We start from the raw sequence: 16,462 nt of genomic DNA on the forward strand, positions 1-16,462 counted from the left end.
CATCCGGCGTCCCTCGCCCGCACAGCGCATGATGGTCCGTGTGATCAGCGTCCTGTTCGCCGTGCTGACGGCCATCAGCAACGGCACCGCCTCCGTGCTCCAGCGGCGAGCCGCCGCGACCGTCCCCGACAGCGACGTGCTGCACGTGTCGCTGATCGGGAAACTTTTGCGGCAGCGCGTGTGGCTCGCGGGGATCGGCATGGTGCTCGTGGCGGCGGCGTGCCAGGCGGTCGCGCTCGCGACGGGGCCGATCGCGGTCGTGCAGCCGATCTTCGTGATCGAGCTGCCCGCGACGCTGCTCCTCGCCGGGCACCTCTTCCAGGTCAGGCTCGGCGCGCGCATCTGGACCGGGGTCGTCGCGGTGACGCTCGGCCTGGCGCTCGGCATGGCGAGCGCGGCCCCGGGCGGTGGCACGGAGCGGGCGCACGGCCTGACCTGGCTGCCGGTCCTCGTCGTGACCGGCCTGTTCGAGGCGCTCGTCCTCGGCCTCGCGCTCAGCACGCGGGGCAACCCGCGCGCCGCCCTCCTCGGACTCGCCGCCGCGTGCGGCTACGCGCTCACGGCGGCCCTCATGAAGGACGCGCTGGCCCACCTGGAGAACGGCGGGGGACTCGCGGCGCTCTTCTCCAGCTGGCAGCTGTACGGGACGGCCGTCGCGGGCGTCGGCGCCCTCTTCCTCCTCCAGAACGCCCTCCAGGCGGGCTCCCTCGCCGCGTCCCAGCCCATGCTGACCCTGGGAGACGCCCTGATCAGCATCGTCTACGGCGTCGTCCTCTTCGGCGAACACCTCCGCACCGGCTGGTGGCTCGTCCCGGAACTGGCCGGAGCGGCGGTCATCGCGGCAGGAGTGGCCGAACTGGCCCGCTCGCCCCTGGCCCAAGGAACAGTCACCCGCGGATGAGCCGCTCCACTTTCCCAGCTCCTCCGGCGGACAGTCACCCGCGGATGAGCCGCTCCACCTCCCCAGCCCCTCCGGCGTTTGAGGAGCGGGGCCTGGGGCAGCGCCCCAGAACCCCCGGCGAACGGCACCCCTCGGCTACCGCCCCACCCGCTCCAGCACCCCCGCCTCCGCATCCGCGGCAACCCGCTCCCGCAACTGATAGTGGATCTTCTTCCCCGTCGACGTGACGGGCAGCGCGTCCACGAAGCGGTACGCCCTCGGCCGCTTGTAGGCCGCCAGCATCGCGTGCGCGCGACAGTGCTTCTCCAGGTCCGCCACCGTCACCTCCGGGTCCTTGCGGACGACGTACGCGGTGACGAGCTGCCCCCACTCCGGGTCCGGCGCCCCGACCACCGCCGCGTCCGCGACGCCCGGGTGCTCGTTGAGCACCGCCTCGACCTGCACCGGGTGCACGTTCTCGCCGCCCGAGAGGATCATGTCGTCGCGGCGCCCCACGATCGTCACGTACTCGTCCTCGTCCCACGTCGCGAGGTCGCCGATGTACAGCCAGCCCTGCCGGAAGTTCTCGGCCTGCTCCTCGGGGCGCCCGATGTAGCCGTAGCCGGACTTGGGCGAGCGCACGATGACCTCGCCGATCTCGCTGCCGTCCTTCGCCGCGAGGTCGTCGGGCTCGGCGCGCCGGTCCTCGTAGACCTTCACGACGGCGACGTCGTCGTCCGTGCAGGCGCGGCCCGCGCTCCCGGCGTGGTCCGGCAGGTCGGCGGGGCGCAGGAAGGTGTTCCAGAACGCCTCGGTCGTCCCGTACCCGTTGAAGATCCGCGGCGTCAGGACCTCCTGGTACCGCAGGCACGCGACCCGGTCGAGCGGCGCGCCCATCGTCACGATGCCGCGCAGCGTGGACAGGTCGCGCGGGCGGCGCTCCTGCGCGTCCGCGAGCCGCTCCAGGTTCGTCGGCGCGCCGATGAGGAACGTGATGCCCCGCTTCTCGACGAGGTCGAGGACGACGTCCGCGTCGAAGTGCCGCAGCGGCACGACCTCGCCGCCCACGTAGAAGACAGGGTTGGGGCCGCCCGAGTAGAGCCCGCCGCGGTGGAACCACGGGGACATGTTGAGGGTGCGGTCCTCGGGCGAGAGCGGGAAGTGCATGATCACGTCGTGCGCGGAGAGCACCTCGACCGCGTTGTTGAGCGGCACGCCCTTCGGCAGGCCCGTCGTGCCCGAGGTGTACAGGCGCGTCGTCTCCGCGTAGATCCCGGCCTCCGGCGCGGGCGGCAGGACCTGTCCCGCGCCCCGCTCGGCGAGCTGCACGAAGGGCACCGAGCCGGGCAGCGGGTGGTCCCCGTCCTGCCCCGAGGGCACGTGCACGACGAGCTTCGGCGCGTGCCCGGCCCGCTCCAGGGCCTGCCCGGCGGACTCGGCGACGGAGGTGTCGTAGACGAAGACGGCCGGGCGCCCGGTGTCCAGGATGTGCGCCGTCTCCCCGGGGGCGAGCCGGAAGTTGACCGGCGAGCCCACCGCCCCCAGGCGCTGCGTGGCGAGCCAGAGCAGGGCGAACTCGGGCCCGTTGAAGAGCTGGTAGGCGACGAGGTCCCCGGGCCCGACCCCGTGGGCGGCGAGACCGGCGGCCAGCCGCTCGACCTCCTCGCCCAGTTCCGCGTACGTCCAGGCGCGCCCCGTGGCGGGGTCGGACATCGCGGTGGAACGGGCGTAGCGGTGCGTGTTGCGCGCGAAACCGGCCCAGTAGGTGAAGCGCTGCTCGAAGACGTCCCGGAAACCGGCCGGGTCGTAGGCGGGGGTGGTGTTCATATTTTTGTCTCGCGTATCTCCGGAAAGGCCGTGTGCGGGGTGCGGACCGCGGGCACGGCGCTGCTCAGACTGCTCTCAGCACGGCGACGCAGTTCTGGCCGCCGAAGCCGAAGGCGTTGACGGCCGCGGCGCGGACGTCTGCCTTGCGGGCGGTGTGCGGGACGTAGTCCAGATCGCACTCCTCGCCCGGCTGGTCGAGATTGATCGTGGGCGGCACGACGCCGTCCCTGAGGGCGAGCGCGGCGACCATCGCCGAGAGCGCCCCGGCCGCGCCGATGAGGTGGCCCACCATCGACTTCGGGGAGCTGACGAGGAGGTCGTAGGCGCTGTTGCCGTACACCTCGCGGATCGCCTTGGACTCGGTGAGGTCGTTGATGCGGGTGCTCGTGCCGTGCGCGCAGATGTAGTCCACGTCGCTCGCCGCCGTCCCCGTGCGCTCCAGCGCCTGCCGCATCGCGGACACGGCCCCCGCCCCGGACGGGTCGGGCGCGCTCACGTGGAAGGCGTCCGAGGTGAGCGCCCCGCCCGCGACCTCCGCGTAGGCGCGCGCGCCGCGCGCGGCGGCGTGCTCGGCCGACTCCAGGACGCACACGACGGCGCCCTCGCCGAAGACGAAACCGTCCCGGTCCGCGTCGAAGGGCCGCGAGGCCCGCTCGGGTTCGTCGTTGCGCTTCGAGAGCGCGCCCATGTTCGACAGGCCCTGGAACATGACCCGCGTGATCGCCGAGTCCGTCCCGCCCGCGAGCACCACGTCGGCCTCGCCCGACAGAATGAGCCGCCGCGCCTCCAGGAGCGCGTACACCCCGCTCGCGCAGGCGAGCGCGCTCGCCGTGACCGGGCCGCGCACCCCGAGGTCGATCGCGACCTCGCAGGCCGGCATGTTCGGGATCACGGACGAGACGAAGTACGGCGAGATGGTGCGCGGATCGGCGTGCATCTGGTCCACCGCGCGCTCGATGCCGTCCATCCCGGCGACCGCGTTGTTCAGCACGACGCCGACGCGGCCCGCGTCCACGCCCTCACCGCCCACCGTCAGCGAGGCGTCCGCGACGGCCTCGCGCGCGGCGGCGACCGCGAGCTGCGAGAAGCGCGCCGAGCGGCGCTCGCGCTTGCGGTCGAGGAGCGCGGAGGGGTCGAAGCCCTTCACCTCGCCCGCGATCGTCGTCGGCAGCCCGGTCGCGTCGAAAGCGGTGATGGGCGCGATGCCCGACTTCCCCGCGAGGAGCGCCTGCCACGTGCTCTCCCGGTCGTTGCCGACCGGGGTGAGGGCCCCGAAGCCCGTCACCACGACTTGTCGATTGCTCTGCACGTACTCCTCCTAGAAAACAGACCAGCGAAAAACCAACGCCCCGGCCCCGCACGCGCGACCGGTGGCTCCCCCTACCGCCCGTCGAGCAGCCGGTGCGCCGCGCGCAGCCCCTCGGCCGTCGCGCGCACCGCGTTGAGCGCGCCCGTGCCCGCGGCACCGCCCGCCACCTCGAAGGGCACCCCCGCGCGCCGCAGCGTCACCGCCACGTCCCGCTCGGGCTCCTGTCCCGTGGCGAGCACGACGTGGTCGGCGGCGATCAGCTCCCTGCCGCCTTCCGCGTCCCGCACCACCACGCCGTCCCGGGTGATCTCCTCGACCCCCGTCCCCGTCAGGAGCCGCACCCCGGCCGCGCGCAGCTCGTCGAGCACGACCCACCGCGTCGAGGGGCCGATGCCCGCGCCCATCCGCCGCCCGCGCCGCACGACGGTGACGCGCCGGGGCGCGGCGGAGGCGGTACGGGGCGCGAGCCGCGCCACCGATCCGCCCGCCGTCAGGGCGTGCCGCGCCAGGAACGCCTCCGGCGTCCGCTTGAGCTGCGGGTCCGCCGTCAGCAGGTGCGCGAGATCCACGCCGACCCCGCCCCCGCCGATGATCGCCACCCGCGGCCCGAGGGCCTCCGGGTCGGCGAACGCCCGCTGGTAGTCGAGGACGTGCGGCAGCGCGAGCCCCGGCAGGTCGGGGCGGTGCGCGAGGACCCCGGTCGCGAGGACGACCCCGTCGAACCCGCGCAGGTGCGCGAGATCGCGGTGCCCCACGCGGTGCCCGAGCCGCAGCCGCACCCCCAGCCCGGCCAGTTCGCGCACGTGGTGCCGGACCGTCTCGCCGAAGTCCTCCTTGCCCGGGACGCGTGCCGCCCAGCGGAACTGCCCGCCCGGCTCGCTCTCCGCCTCCAGGAGCTCGACCTCCTGCCCGAGCCGCGCGAGTGTCCGCGCCGCCTCAAGCCCCGCCGGGCCGGCGCCGATCACCGCGTACCGGCCGCGCCGCTCCCGCACCGTCAGCGGGAACTCGGCCTCGTACCCGGAGCGCGGGTTGACCAGGCACGACACGCGCTCGGTGCCGAAGGACCTGTCGATGCACGCCTCGTTGCACGCGAGGCACACGTCGACCGTGTCCGGGCGCCCCGCGCGGGACTTCGCGACGATCCCCGGATCGGCGAGGAAGGGCCGCGCGAGCGCGACGAAGTCCACGTCCCCCGCCGCCAGCACCTCGTCGACCTGCGCGAGCCGCGAGTAGCGGTTCGACGCGATGACGGGCAGCGCGCCGTGCCCACCCGCGCGCAGCGCCTGCTTGACGTCCTTCGCGTACGTCGCCCACGTCCCCGCCGGGACCTGCGCCTGCACCGTCGGCACGGGCGACTCGTGCCACCCGATCCCGACCGCGAGCGCGTCCACGCCCGCCGCCGCGAGCGCCACGGCGAGCGCGCCGACATCCTCGCGCGGCGTGCCGCCCTCGACGAGATCCGCGCCCGACATGCGGAACAGGACGGGGAAGTCCGCGCCGACCGCCTCGCGCACCGCCGCCGCGACCGCGACGGGGAACCGGCGCCTGCGCTCCGCGTCCCCGCCCCACTCGTCGTCGCGCGTGTTGGTGAGCGGCGCCGTGAACTGGTTGACGAGGTACCCCTCGGAGCCCATGACCTCGACGGCGTCGAAGCCGAGTGCGACGGCGCGCCGCGCGGCCCGCGCGAAGTCCTCGACGGTCGCGCGGATTCGCGCGTCGCTCAGCTCGCGCGGCGTCGTGCGCGTGAAGCGGCTCGGGACGGGCGAGGGCGCCCAGCCGGGGCCGCCGTCCGTGCCGGGGGCGCCGGGCAGCGCGTACCGCCCGGCGTGGAAGAGCTGGAGCGCGAGGAGCCCGCCCGCCTCGTGCACCGCCGCCGCGGTACGGCGCAGCGCCTCCTCGTGCGCGGGCTCCCCGGCGATCCCGTACCCGGGGCCGCCCGCGCCCTCGGGGTTCACCGCGGTGCCCCCCGTGACGAGCAGCCCCGCGCCGCCGCGCGCACGTTCCGCGTAGAACGCGGCGAGCGCGGCACCCCCGTCGTCGAGCGCCTCCAGGTTCAGGTGCATCGCGCCCATGACGACCCGGTGCGGCAGGCGCAGGCGGCCGAGCGTGCCGGGGCGGAAGACGTGGTCGAACAAGATCCCTCTCCTCGCTTCCGGCCCCGGGGCACAGCTCCCCGGGGTCTGGGTGATGAATGCCCGGCGGGCGGGGCGACCGATCCCGAAAGGCCCGTCGCGAAGGGGCCTTCACGGACCTGGTCAGCGGGCCGGTTCCTCGCGGGCCGGTTCGCCGCGGACCTGGTCGCCGCGGGCAGGGACGCCCCGCCCGCCGGGCGCGCGACGTCAGCTCTCGCGCGTCGGGCGCGGCGGAAGCTGCAACTCGGGCCCCGCGTCCGCGAAGAACGGCGGCGCCACGACGCTCAGCCCGCCGTCCACGACGAGCGTCTGCCCGGTGATGTAGCCCGAGCCCTCGCCGAGCAGGAAGTGGATGGTGTCCGCCATCTCCCGCACGGTCCCCGGCCGGTGGGCGGGGATGCGGTCGAGGACGCCCTGCATGTCCGGCATCCCCTTGACGTTGTAGAAGTACTCCAGCGAGTCCGAGTCGATGAGCCCGCCGTTCACGGCGTTCACGTTGATCCCGTACGGCGCGAACTCGACCGCCATGAACCGCACCCACGCCTCGATCGCGGCCTTCATCGCGCCGAGCGTCGCGTACGTCGGGTACGCGCGGATCGACCCGTACGACGAGAGCGCCACGATGCGACCGCCCTTGTCCATGAGCTTCACCGCCTCCTGCGCCCCGAGCACGAACGGCCGCAGGTTCATCGCGTAGGAGCGGTCGAGGTGGTGCGGACCGAGGTCCACGATGTTCTTGAACGCGCTCGCCGCCGCGTTCGACACGAAGTGGTCGAGCCGTCCGCAGCGCCGCGCGACCTCGTCGAAGAGCGCCTTGACGCCCTCGGTCGTCTCGACGTCGGCCCGCACGGCGAAGCCCTGACCGCCGGCCTCCTCGATGTCGGCGACGGTCTTCTCGGCGAGGTCCTGGTTCTTCTTGTAGTTGACGACGACGGTGCCGCCCTCGCGTGCGAGCGTCAGCGCGAGAGCGCGCCCGATCCCGCGCGAGGCGCCGGTGATCAGCGAGACGCGGCCCTGTGCGGTGCGGTCCTGCTCAGTGCTCATGGGAGCTGTGTTCCTTCGTGGTTCGGACGGGTACGGGTAGGGGCCGGGCGGCGTTCAGCGCCCGGCCTCCGGGGCGGCCACCGGCGGCGTGCGGCGCAGCACCTCGCGGAAGACGACGGCCTTCTGCACCTCGTTGGTGCCCTCCTCGAAACGCTGCGCGCGGGCGTCCCGGTAAACGCGCTCGATCTTCTGGCTCTTCCAGTAACCGAGCCCGCCGTGGATCTGGAGTGCCTTGTCGGTGACGTTCGTCAGCATCGTCACGGCGTGCATCTTCGCCATCGACGACTGCATGGACGCGTCCTCGGCGCCCTCCTCGAAGCGGCGCGCGGCGTGCAGCACGAGCTGTTTGGCCGCCTCGATGTCGGCCGCGTTCTCGGCGAGCATGAACTGGATCGCCTGGCGCTGGGTCAGCGCCTTGCCGAACGTGACCCGGTCCCGCGCGTACGCGACCGCGAGCTGCTGGGCCCGCTCGGCGAGCCCGACGCAGCTCATCGCGACGGAGACGCGCGAGGGCGTCAGGAAGCCGCCGAGGAAGACGTCGAGCCCCTCGCCCTCCGCGCCGAGCCGGTGGTCGACGGGCACCGGCGTGCGGTCGAAGGTGAGCGAGGCGTGGTCCGTACCCGTGACGCCCATCGTGTTCGAGGTGTCCTCCACCGTCACGCCCGGCGCGTTGCGCGGCACGAGCAGCGCCATGGTGCCCTCGTGGCCCGCACTGCCCTCGACCCGCGCCGCGAGCAGGTAGTAGTCGCAGCGCACGCCGAAGGTGATGAGGTGCTTGCTCCCCGACAGGTAGTACGTGTCGCCCTCGCGCACCACCGACGTCGTGATGTCCGCGCCCGTGCCGTTGCCCGGCTCGGTGAGCGTGAAGGCGATCTTGATCTCGCCGGTGATCGAGGGGATGACGAAGCGCTTGCGCTGCTCCTCGGTGGCGTGCCCGTCCATCGCCCGCCAGATGCCGTTGACGACGTGCACGATCATGCGGATCGAGCCGTGCGAGCGGGAGAAGACCTCCATGAGCTCCATCCAGCGCGAGAACGGCAGCCCGTGCCCCCCGTACGCGACGGGCGCCGCCATCCGCAGGAAGCCCAGCCCGTTCAGCTCGGCCCACAGCGCCTCGGGCACCTCACCGGTCTCCTCGATGCGCTCCGCCCAGCGCTCGCCGGGGCCCTCCACCCACGCCTCGACCCGGGTGCGGAGCCCCTCGAAGGACTGCTCGTCACTCATGTGCTGCCTCTTCTTCCTCTCGTACGGTCCAGCTCTGCGTCGGCGGGGGCGGCGCGCGGCCCTCCCCGCCGTACCGGGCCCTCACGCCCGGAAGGGCCGGAGGGCGGCGCGCCGCCCTCCGGCCCCGGGGACTCAGTCCTCCTGCGGCCTCAGTTCCCTCGCTCTCTCGCGCAGTGCGAACTTCTGCACCTTGCCGATCGGGTTGCGCGGCAGCACCCCGAGCGGTTCGAGCCGTTCGGGCCAGTACTGCTTCGCCACCTGGTGCTCGTCCAGGTACGCGCGCATCTCGCCGAAGCCGAGCCGCTCGCCCTCCTTGCACACCACGAAGGCGCAGGCGCGTTCGCCGAGCCGCGCGTCGGGCATCGCGACGACGGCGACGTCCTCGACGGCCGGGTGCGCGAAGAGCAGCTGCTCGATCTCGGCGACAGGGATCTTCTCGCCGCCCCGGTTGATGACGTCCTTGACGCGCCCGGTGATCCGCAGATACCCGGAGGCGTCGAGCGTCGCGAGGTCGCCCGTGCGGTACCAGCCGTCCTCCGTGAACACCTCGGCGGTCAGGTCGGGCCGGTCCAGGTAGCCGTCGAACACGGTGGGGGAGCGCAGCTCGAAGTTGCCCTCGACCCCGGCCGGGAGCACGTGCCCCTGGTCGTCCGTGACGCGCAGCTCGATCCCGTCGAGCGGACGCCCGTCCGAACCCCAGCGCTGCGCCGGTTCGTCCCCGGGCGCCGAGAGCGCCCCGAGGCACGTCTCGGTCGTCCCGAAGGCCCCGCACACGTCCGCGCCGAGCACCCGCCCGGCCCGCTCGGCGAGCCCGCGCGGCACCTGCGCCCCGGTCGCGACGAAGATCCGCAGCTTGCGCGGCATGTCCCCGCCCTCCTCGACCGCCTTCACGAGGTCGGTCAGGAACGGCGTCGCGGCCTGCACGAAGCTCGCCCCGTGCGTGTTGAGCGAGGCGAGCGCGCGCTTCGCGTCCCACTCGGCCTGCGTGATCTGCGGGACTCCGAGGACGAGCGCCAGCGTCATCCCGTAGAGGAACCCCGTCTGGTGCGCGAGCGGCGAGGGCACCCAGATCGCGTCCCCCGCGTGCAGCCCGAGGTGCCGGATCTCCATCGAGACCGCGCGCACGAGGTTCCGCGAGGGCTGCGTGACGCCCTTCGGCTCCCCGGTGGTCCCCGAGGTGAACAGGAGCTGCGCGGTCGCGTCGGGCGAGGGCACGTACGCGTCGAGCGCGGCGCGGTCCACCTCGGTGCCCGCGAGCGCCTTCTCCCAGTCGTGCACCCTGACACCCGAGCCGTCCGCCTCGGGCAGCGCCGCGCTCCCGCCCTCCTCGGCGAGCACGACGAGCCGCGCCAGCTCCCCGCGCTCCTCCGCGTCGAGCCCCATGACCTCCTCGGCGGGTCTCCGGTTCCGGTACCGGTCGGCGACGACGAGCACCTTCGCCCCGGACCGGCGCAGCACGAAGCCGAGTTCCCGCTCCCGGAAGAACGGGATGACGGGGCAGCACACCGCGCCGATCCGCAGCGCGGCGAGCGAGAGCACGACGAACTCGACGCGGTTCGGGAGCTGGTACGCCACGTTGTCCCCGGGCCGCACCCCGAGCCCGAGCAGCAGCGAGGCCGCCCGCTCGACCCGCTCGTGCAGCTCACGCCACGTCACGGTCTCGTCCCTGTCGGCCCGTACGTCGACGACCGCGACGTCGTGCGGACGGCTCGCGGCCCGCCGCCGCAGCCACTCGGGGAGCGTCACGCGCGCCGCGAGGTCCGGCTTCGCGACCTCCTTCTCCAGCCGCCTCTGCCGGGGCCGTCCCGAGGGCGCGGGCCCGTCCTCGACGCTCATCGGCACGCCGAGCGTGTTCATCGCGTCGAGGAAGGTCGGGTACGAGATCCGGTACGCGTTCGGGTACGTCAGCGTCGAGTGGCCGCGCGCCCGCGAGGACGCCACGGCGAGCGACATCAGGACCCGGTGGTCGTTGAACGAGGAGAGCTTCGCGCCCACCAGCCCCTCGACCCCGCGCACCCGCAGCGCGTCCCCGTCCAGCTCCAGGTCCCCGCCCATCGCGTTGAGCTGGAGCATCGCCGCGGCGCGGTCGGACTCCTTGAGCCGCGTGTGCGCGATGTTGTGGAAGACGGACTCGCCGTAGGCGAAGGAGCCGAGCGTGGAGAGGATCGGCAGCATGTCGGGCACGTCCCGGCAGTCCACCTCGACCCCCTTGAGCATCGGCGTCTCCTGCCGGATGCGCACCCCGCCGGCCGCCTCGTCCAGCTCCATCGGGACCCCCATCGCGCGCGCGATGTCGAGGAAATGGAACTCGGGGTGGTCGGCGGGACCGCCCTCCAGGCGGGTCATGCCCTTGAGCAGGACGTCCGAGGGGTGCAGCGCGGCGGCGGCGATCCCGAAGGCGGCCGAGCCGATGTCGGGCGGCAGCGTCAGCTCGGTCGCGACGGCCGACTGCCCCGGCTCGACGTCGAAGCGCCGCCAGTCCTCGGAGACCGTGACCGCGAGGCCGAACTGCCGCATCATCGCGACGGTCAGTTCGAGGTACGAGCGCTCGTTCAGCTCGCCCTCGACCTCGATCGTCGTGTGCCCCGTCGCGAACGGCGCGAGCAGGATGAGCCCGGAGATCCACTGCGAGAGCGTCCCGGCGATGCGCACGTGCCCACCGCTCGGGCGCCGCGCGGTGACGTGCACGGGCGGGCAGTCGTCGGCCGACTCGACCCCGACGCCCATCTGCCGCAGCGCGGTGAGCAGGGGGCCCACGGGACGGCGGCGGAAGTACTTCTGCCCGGTCACCGCGACATCGCGGTCCGAGAGCGAGGCCAGGCCGATCATGAAGTAGAGGGTGGTGCCGGAGGAGCCGGCGGACACGGCCGCGCGGCGCGGCCGGTAGCGCCCACCGAGACCGTGCACCACAAAGGTGTCGCCCTCGGTGGTGATCTTGACCCCCAGGCCGCGCAGCAGCTGCACGGTGTACTGGACGTGCCGGGCGTCGGAGAGCCCGTGCACGCGGCTGACGCCCTCGGCCAGCGAGGCGAGGATCAGCGCGCGGTGCGCGTGGTACTTGGAGTTGGGGACGAGGACTTCACCGGTGAGCTGGTGCTGAATCCCTTTGACAAGAAGGTGCATGGGGTCGTGCTTCTCCCTGGCCATGGGCGGGCACACCGAACCGCGCACGCACGCGCGCCGCCCCCGTCGGCCGCACACACGGCCGGTGGCCGGGCAGCACGAACAGGGCCGCGGGGCATCCGTGGCTCGGTGATGGAGCCGTCTCGGGGACGGCAGTGGTTACGTTATGGAAGCGAGGCCCTACAGGCGTGCGACGTCGCCGAAGACAGCGGCGCATGGCCCGTTCGGGGGACGGGTGCCGTCTTCCTCGACGGCGGCAGGGGCTCTTGGACACGCGCGGACGGCGACATCCGGCAACGCCTGGAGAAACAGATCGGACGGCTGTCATGGCACGGGGCCTGGGTGGGGCCCGTAAGTCGTGGCAGGAGCCGAGGTGCGTTCGCGCGGCCGGGCAGGGGCCGCGCACGAGTAAGCGTCCGGATGACCGGCCCACGCGAAACAACGCGTTGCTCAGTCACACAATCTTTATATCAATGCCCGATGCATCTAGACAGTCCAGGTCCCGCTATCTGGCCGAAAGCCCGCTGACCTGCGGTTTTCTCCAGGGGTGCCATCGGAGGCCGCGCAGGTGAGGCCCGGGGTGCTCGTGTGGGCTCGTTCTCCCCGCCTCGGGGGAGCGGTAGGGGGCGAGTGCGCCGGCGTACGGGCATACGACTGAGGGCCCCGCTTTCGCGAGGCCCTCTGCTGTGTCCGAGGGGGGACTTGAACCCCCACGCCCGATAAAGGGCACTAGCACCTCAAGCTAGCGCGTCTGCCATTCCGCCACCCGGACAGGGTGTTCGCTCTGGGCCGTTCGGCCCTGGCGACGTGGAAAACAATACCAAACATCCGGGGGCCTCCGATCACCCCTGGTCCGGGGCCCCGTGTGAACGGCGTGTGTCCCGGGGGAGGGCGGTCTTGGGGGCGTGGCGGGGGGCGCGCGAGGATGGGGGGAGCGCGGCGCCGAGCAGGGCGCCGGCCGACCGACCGCCAAGGAGAGCAGCGTGAGCGAGCCGAGCACCGGAAGGGCGGCCTCGGGCCAGGACGAGGTCGTCGACCTCACCCGGGACCTGATCCGTATCGACACCAGCAACTACGGGGACCACTCGGGCCCCGGCGAGCGCGCGGCGGCCGAGTACGTCGCCGAGAAGCTGGCCGAGGTCGGCCTCGAACCGCGGATCTTCGAGTCCCACCCGGGCCGTGCCTCGGTCGTGGCCCGCGTCGAGGGCGAGGACCGCTCCCGCCCCGGTCTCCTCATCCACGGCCACACCGACGTCGTCCCGGCCAACGCCGCCGACTGGACCCACGACCCCTTCTCGGGCGAGGTCGCCGACGGCTGCGTGTGGGGACGCGGGGCCGTCGACATGAAGGACATGGACGCGATGACCCTCGCGGTCGTCCGCGACCGGCTCCGTACCGGCCGCAAGCCCCCGCGCGACATCGTCCTCGCCTTCCTCGCCGACGAGGAGGCGGGTGGTACGTGGGGCGCCCGCCACCTCGTGGACCAGCACGCGGACCTCTTCGAGGGCGTCACCGAGGCGATCGGCGAGGTCGGCGGCTTCTCCTTCACCGTCAACGAGAAGCTGCGGCTCTACCTCGTCGAGACGGCCCAGAAGGGCATGCACTGGATGAAGCTCACGGTGGCCGGGACCGCCGGGCACGGCTCGATGATCCACCGCGACAACGCGATCACGGAGCTGTCCGAGGCCGTCGGGCGCCTCGGGCGCTACGAGTTCCCGATCCGCGTGACCAAGACGCTCCGCCACTTCCTCGACGAACTCGGCGACGCGCTCGGCACCGAACTCGACCCCGAGAACATGGACGACACCCTCGCCAAGCTCGGCGGCATGGCCAAGCTCATCGGAGCCTCGCTCAAGAACACCGCCAACCCGACCCAGCTCGGCGCCGGCTACAAGGTCAACGTCATCCCCGGCGAGGCCACCGCGCACGTCGACGGCCGCTTCCTGCCCGGGTACGAGGAGGAGTTCCTCGCCGACCTCGACCGCGTCCTCGGCCCGCGCGTGCGCCGTGAGGACGTGCACGCCGACAAGGCCCTGGAGACCGGCTTCGACGGGGCCCTCGTCGACGCCATGCAGACCGCGCTCGGCGCCGAGGACCCGATCGCCAAGGCCGTCCCGTACATGCTCTCGGCGGGCACCGACGCGAAGTCCTTCGACGACCTCGGCATCCGCTGCTTCGGCTTCGCGCCCCTGCGGCTGCCCGCCGACCTCGACTTCGCCGGGATGTTCCACGGCGTCGACGAGCGCGTCCCCGTCGACGCGCTCCGGTTCGGCGTCCGCGTCCTGGACCGCTTCATCGACGCCTGCTGAGTCGGAGGCGAGCGGGGGCGCACACTCCCGCGAACGGCGCGCGCGCCGTGTCCGTACGCTCCCTGTCGCGTACGGGCGCGGCGCGCGTTTCCGCTGGTCGGGGCGGTCCGGCGGGCTTGCCAGGGGTCGCCGGGCGGCGCCTGCCCGGTCCGGTCACCGGGCTGCCGCGACCGGCCGGTAATCGAGCGTCTGTACCAGTCCCACTGGTACGGGTGAATGCACTCATCGGGTCGTAGCTCGAATACTCCCTCCTCGTTACAGGTGTTGCGGTCCGCGGCTGGGACCGCGCTGTCCACCTAGGAGGAAAAATGATCAAGAAGATCGTCGCCACGGTCGCCGCGACCGGTGGCCTCGTGCTCGCCGGTGCGGGCCTGGCCTCGGCCGACGCGGGCGCCCAGGGTGCGGCCGTCGGTTCCCCCGGCGTGCTCTCGGGCAACGTCGTGCAGGTTCCCGTGCACGTCCCGGTGAACCTCTGCGGCAACACGATCTCCGTGATCGGTCTGCTCAACCCGGCCTTCGGCAACACCTGCGTCAACGCCTGATCCAGGCATGACGTCACCCCCGGCCGGGGGTGACCCTGCGGCCCCGGAGCGCGCCACGCGCTCCGGGGCCGCGGCTCTCACCACACCGCGCACGCGCGAGGTGCCGTGCGCTTCGAAGCTGTGACTACGACAGGGAATTGCTATGCGACAGGTCACGCGCAAGGGCCTGATGACTGTGGCGGCCGCCTCCGGCGTGCTCGCCGTCACCGGTGGCTACGCGGTCGCCGACTCCGGCGCCCAGGGCGCGGCCGTGGGTTCGCCCGGCGTCCTCGCGGGCAACCTCGTGCAGGCACCGGTCGATGTGCCGGTCAACGTGTGCGGCAACACGGTCGACGTCGTCGGCCTGCTCAACCCGGCCTTCGGCAACCACTGCCAGAACGGCTCGGGCCAGTCCCGTCCGGGCGGCTACGGCGACGAGGACGGCGGCGGCCACCACGGCGGCCACCAGAGCGGGGGCGGCCACCACGGCGGCGGCCACCAGAGCGGCGGCGGCGCCCACGCGGGTGGTCCCGCCACCAACTCGCCCGGCGTCGGCTCCGGCAACGAGGTGCAGATCCCGGTGGACGTGCCGGTCAACGCGTGCGGCAACAACATCTCGGTCATCGGACTGCTCAACCCGGTCTTCGGCAACGACTGCGCCAACGAGTCGACGCCGCAGCACCCGGAGCACCCCGGCAACCCGGGCACGCCCGAGAAGCCGAAGCCGCCGAAGACCCCGGAGACGCCGGAGCCCCCGAAGACTCCGGAGACGCCGAAGCCCCCGGTCGAGCGCACCACGCCCCCGGCCCCGCAGATCTCGGTGAAGACCCCGGCGCACACGCAGCAGCTCGCCGAGACCGGCAGTGAGGTCCCCGCGGGCGCCCTCGGTGCCGCCGCGGCCGGGATGCTCCTCGCGGGTGCCGTGGTCTACCGCAAGGCCCGCGCGAACGCCTGAGCCCGCGGCCGTACGCGAGCGCGCACCGACGCCCTCCGCGCACGGCATGCCGAAGGGCCCCGCTCAGGGAGAGCGGGGCCCGACAACACGAGGAGGGCCGGTCGCCCGTCCGGGTGAGGAACGGGAGCCGCGGCCGTGGCCGCCGCTGCCCCGTCTCACCACGTGGCCCGCGGCTGGCGGATGATCCTGCGCCGCAGCCGCACCCGGCGGCTCCCGTCGGGATGCAGCCTGAGGCGGTCCAACTCCCAGTGCCCGTACTCTGCGTGGTCCGTGAGCAGGCGAGTCGTGTCCTTGCGGCTGACGCCCCTGGGCACGTACACGTCGACAAATTCGTATTCCGGCATCGCATCTATTGTGCGGCCACGGGCCCGGTACGGATAGCGTCTGCCCTATGTCTGATGCTGAGCAGCCCCCGGTTGCCGAGGTACGTGCCGCCGCCGAGGCGGTGAAGGCCGCGCTCGACCGTCACCTGGCCGCGGTCGAGAACCGCTCGGGCGAGGACGACCCCGCCGTCTACCAGGCTTTCAACGAGCTGGCCACCGCCGCGGAGAACTACGACGAACTGCTCTACGAGCGCTACGACGAGGTCACCCCCTTCGAGATCCCCGGCGCCGAGGACTCCTTGCCGCCCTACACCGGGCCCGAGGACCCCAGCGCCCTGAGCGTGCTGATCCGCAGGGACTACACCGTCGCCCGCCCCGACCTCCTGCTCGGCCAGGCCGAACGCGTCGCCGACCTGCACCCCGAGTCCCCGGGCGCCGGGCTGCACGCGGCACTCGGGGTGCTCTTCGGCGAGTACGAGCCGGACGAGATCGCCTCGCGGCACCGGGAATTCGGTCTGGAGGAGGGCGACTCGACGCTGTGGGTCGCCGCCACCGACGACCCGCCCGAGCCCGGTGAGTGGCTCGACGCGCCCTTCGAGGGCGCCGACCCGCAGTCGGTCATCTGCCGCTTCGACGTCAGCGCGGTCTTCGACGACGACCCCGAGGACGACGTACGACCCGCCCACCGCCCGGGACTGCGCGGCCACGGAGGCGAGGCGGAGGACGAGATCGACGAGGACGACGAGCTCTGAGGACGTGCCCCGGGGCGGGGGACCCGGGGACGGGGCGGCCTTCCGGCCCCGTACCCCGGCCCC

General features: G+C 73.1%; 12 protein-coding genes and 1 tRNA gene. 5 read left to right on the top strand and 8 right to left on the bottom strand.

Translation table 11 applies throughout. The features are described 5' to 3' along the window. Positions 1 to 28: 28 nt before the first annotated feature. Complete coding sequence (locus tag STTU_RS27515; RefSeq protein ID WP_009063745.1) at positions 29 to 901, top strand: DMT family transporter; 873 nt, start codon at positions 29 to 31, stop codon at positions 899 to 901. Positions 902 to 1,036: 135 nt separating this feature from the next. Here the strand turns inward: STTU_RS27515 and STTU_RS27520 are convergent, their stop codons facing one another. The 7 genes from STTU_RS27520 to STTU_RS27550 form a co-directional block, all read right to left on the bottom strand. Next, positions 1,037 to 2,707 carry a class I adenylate-forming enzyme family protein gene (locus STTU_RS27520; RefSeq protein WP_007828931.1) on the bottom strand — a complete coding sequence of 557 codons (1,671 nt, stop codon included), beginning with the start codon at positions 2,705 to 2,707 and terminating at the stop codon, positions 1,037 to 1,039. 64 nt (positions 2,708 to 2,771) lie between these two features. Beyond that, complete coding sequence (gene fabF, locus STTU_RS27525) at positions 2,772 to 4,016, bottom strand: beta-ketoacyl-ACP synthase II (RefSeq protein WP_257790874.1); 1,245 nt, start codon at positions 4,014 to 4,016, stop codon at positions 2,772 to 2,774. A gap of 71 nt (positions 4,017 to 4,087) precedes the next feature. Then, complete coding sequence (locus STTU_RS27530; protein WP_007828933.1) at positions 4,088 to 6,151, bottom strand: FAD-dependent oxidoreductase; 2,064 nt, start codon at positions 6,149 to 6,151, stop codon at positions 4,088 to 4,090. A gap of 204 nt (positions 6,152 to 6,355) precedes the next feature. Further along, positions 6,356 to 7,192, bottom strand: coding sequence for an SDR family oxidoreductase (locus STTU_RS27535; RefSeq protein ID WP_007828934.1), 837 nt, complete (start codon positions 7,190 to 7,192; stop codon positions 6,356 to 6,358). 54 nt (positions 7,193 to 7,246) lie between these two features. Next, positions 7,247 to 8,416, bottom strand: coding sequence for an acyl-CoA dehydrogenase family protein (locus STTU_RS27540; protein WP_007828935.1), 1,170 nt, complete (start codon positions 8,414 to 8,416; stop codon positions 7,247 to 7,249). 132 nt (positions 8,417 to 8,548) lie between these two features. Continuing rightward, positions 8,549 to 11,539, bottom strand: coding sequence for a 3-phosphoshikimate 1-carboxyvinyltransferase (gene aroA / locus STTU_RS27545; protein WP_007828936.1), 2,991 nt, complete (start codon positions 11,537 to 11,539; stop codon positions 8,549 to 8,551). 687 nt (positions 11,540 to 12,226) lie between these two features. Beyond that, positions 12,227 to 12,311 (bottom strand) — tRNA-Leu (locus STTU_RS27550). A gap of 211 nt (positions 12,312 to 12,522) precedes the next feature. Here STTU_RS27550 and STTU_RS27555 point away from each other — a divergent pair. The 3 genes from STTU_RS27555 to STTU_RS36125 all read left to right on the top strand — a co-directional run bounded on the left by STTU_RS27555 (position 12,523) and on the right by STTU_RS36125 (position 15,324). Then, positions 12,523 to 13,848: a M20/M25/M40 family metallo-hydrolase gene (locus STTU_RS27555; RefSeq protein WP_043256520.1), complete on the top strand. Its 1,326-nt coding sequence runs from the start codon at positions 12,523 to 12,525 to the stop codon at positions 13,846 to 13,848. 308 nt (positions 13,849 to 14,156) lie between these two features. After that, a complete protein-coding gene (gene chpH / locus STTU_RS27560) occupies positions 14,157 to 14,390 on the top strand; it encodes a chaplin ChpH (protein WP_007828939.1) in 234 nt (77 codons plus the stop codon). 142 nt (positions 14,391 to 14,532) lie between these two features. Continuing rightward, positions 14,533 to 15,324: a chaplin gene (locus STTU_RS36125; RefSeq protein WP_007828940.1), complete on the top strand. Its 792-nt coding sequence runs from the start codon at positions 14,533 to 14,535 to the stop codon at positions 15,322 to 15,324. 155 nt (positions 15,325 to 15,479) lie between these two features. Here the strand turns inward: STTU_RS36125 and STTU_RS27570 are convergent, their stop codons facing one another. After that, positions 15,480 to 15,668 (bottom strand): DUF5703 family protein, encoded by a 189-nt coding sequence (locus tag STTU_RS27570; protein WP_009063724.1) that lies wholly within the window; start codon positions 15,666 to 15,668, stop codon positions 15,480 to 15,482. A gap of 47 nt (positions 15,669 to 15,715) precedes the next feature. On the opposite strand from STTU_RS27570, the gene STTU_RS27575 reads away from it, so the two are divergent. After that, positions 15,716 to 16,399 (top strand): hypothetical protein, encoded by a 684-nt coding sequence (locus tag STTU_RS27575; protein WP_007828942.1) that lies wholly within the window; start codon positions 15,716 to 15,718, stop codon positions 16,397 to 16,399. Positions 16,400 to 16,462: the final 63 nt, after the last annotated feature.

The sequence above is a fragment of the Streptomyces sp. Tu6071 genome (assembly GCF_000213055.1).
GTDB classification, from domain to species: domain Bacteria; phylum Actinomycetota; class Actinomycetes; order Streptomycetales; family Streptomycetaceae; genus Streptomyces; species Streptomyces evansiae.

Coding starts and splice junctions, on each gene's coding strand:
- STTU_RS27535 (WP_007828934.1), bottom strand. CDS start 7,192: ATGAGCACTGAGCAGGACCGCACCGCACAGGGCCGCGTCTCGCTGATC.
- STTU_RS27515 (WP_009063745.1), top strand. CDS start 29: ATGATGGTCCGTGTGATCAGCGTCCTGTTCGCCGTGCTGACGGCCATC.
- STTU_RS27575 (WP_007828942.1), top strand. CDS start 15,716: ATGTCTGATGCTGAGCAGCCCCCGGTTGCCGAGGTACGTGCCGCCGCC.
- STTU_RS36125 (WP_007828940.1), top strand. CDS start 14,533: ATGCGACAGGTCACGCGCAAGGGCCTGATGACTGTGGCGGCCGCCTCC.
- chpH (WP_007828939.1), top strand. CDS start 14,157: ATGATCAAGAAGATCGTCGCCACGGTCGCCGCGACCGGTGGCCTCGTG.
- STTU_RS27540 (WP_007828935.1), bottom strand. CDS start 8,416: ATGAGTGACGAGCAGTCCTTCGAGGGGCTCCGCACCCGGGTCGAGGCG.
- aroA (WP_007828936.1), bottom strand. CDS start 11,539: ATGCACCTTCTTGTCAAAGGGATTCAGCACCAGCTCACCGGTGAAGTC.
- STTU_RS27570 (WP_009063724.1), bottom strand. CDS start 15,668: ATGCCGGAATACGAATTTGTCGACGTGTACGTGCCCAGGGGCGTCAGC.
- STTU_RS27520 (WP_007828931.1), bottom strand. CDS start 2,707: ATGAACACCACCCCCGCCTACGACCCGGCCGGTTTCCGGGACGTCTTC.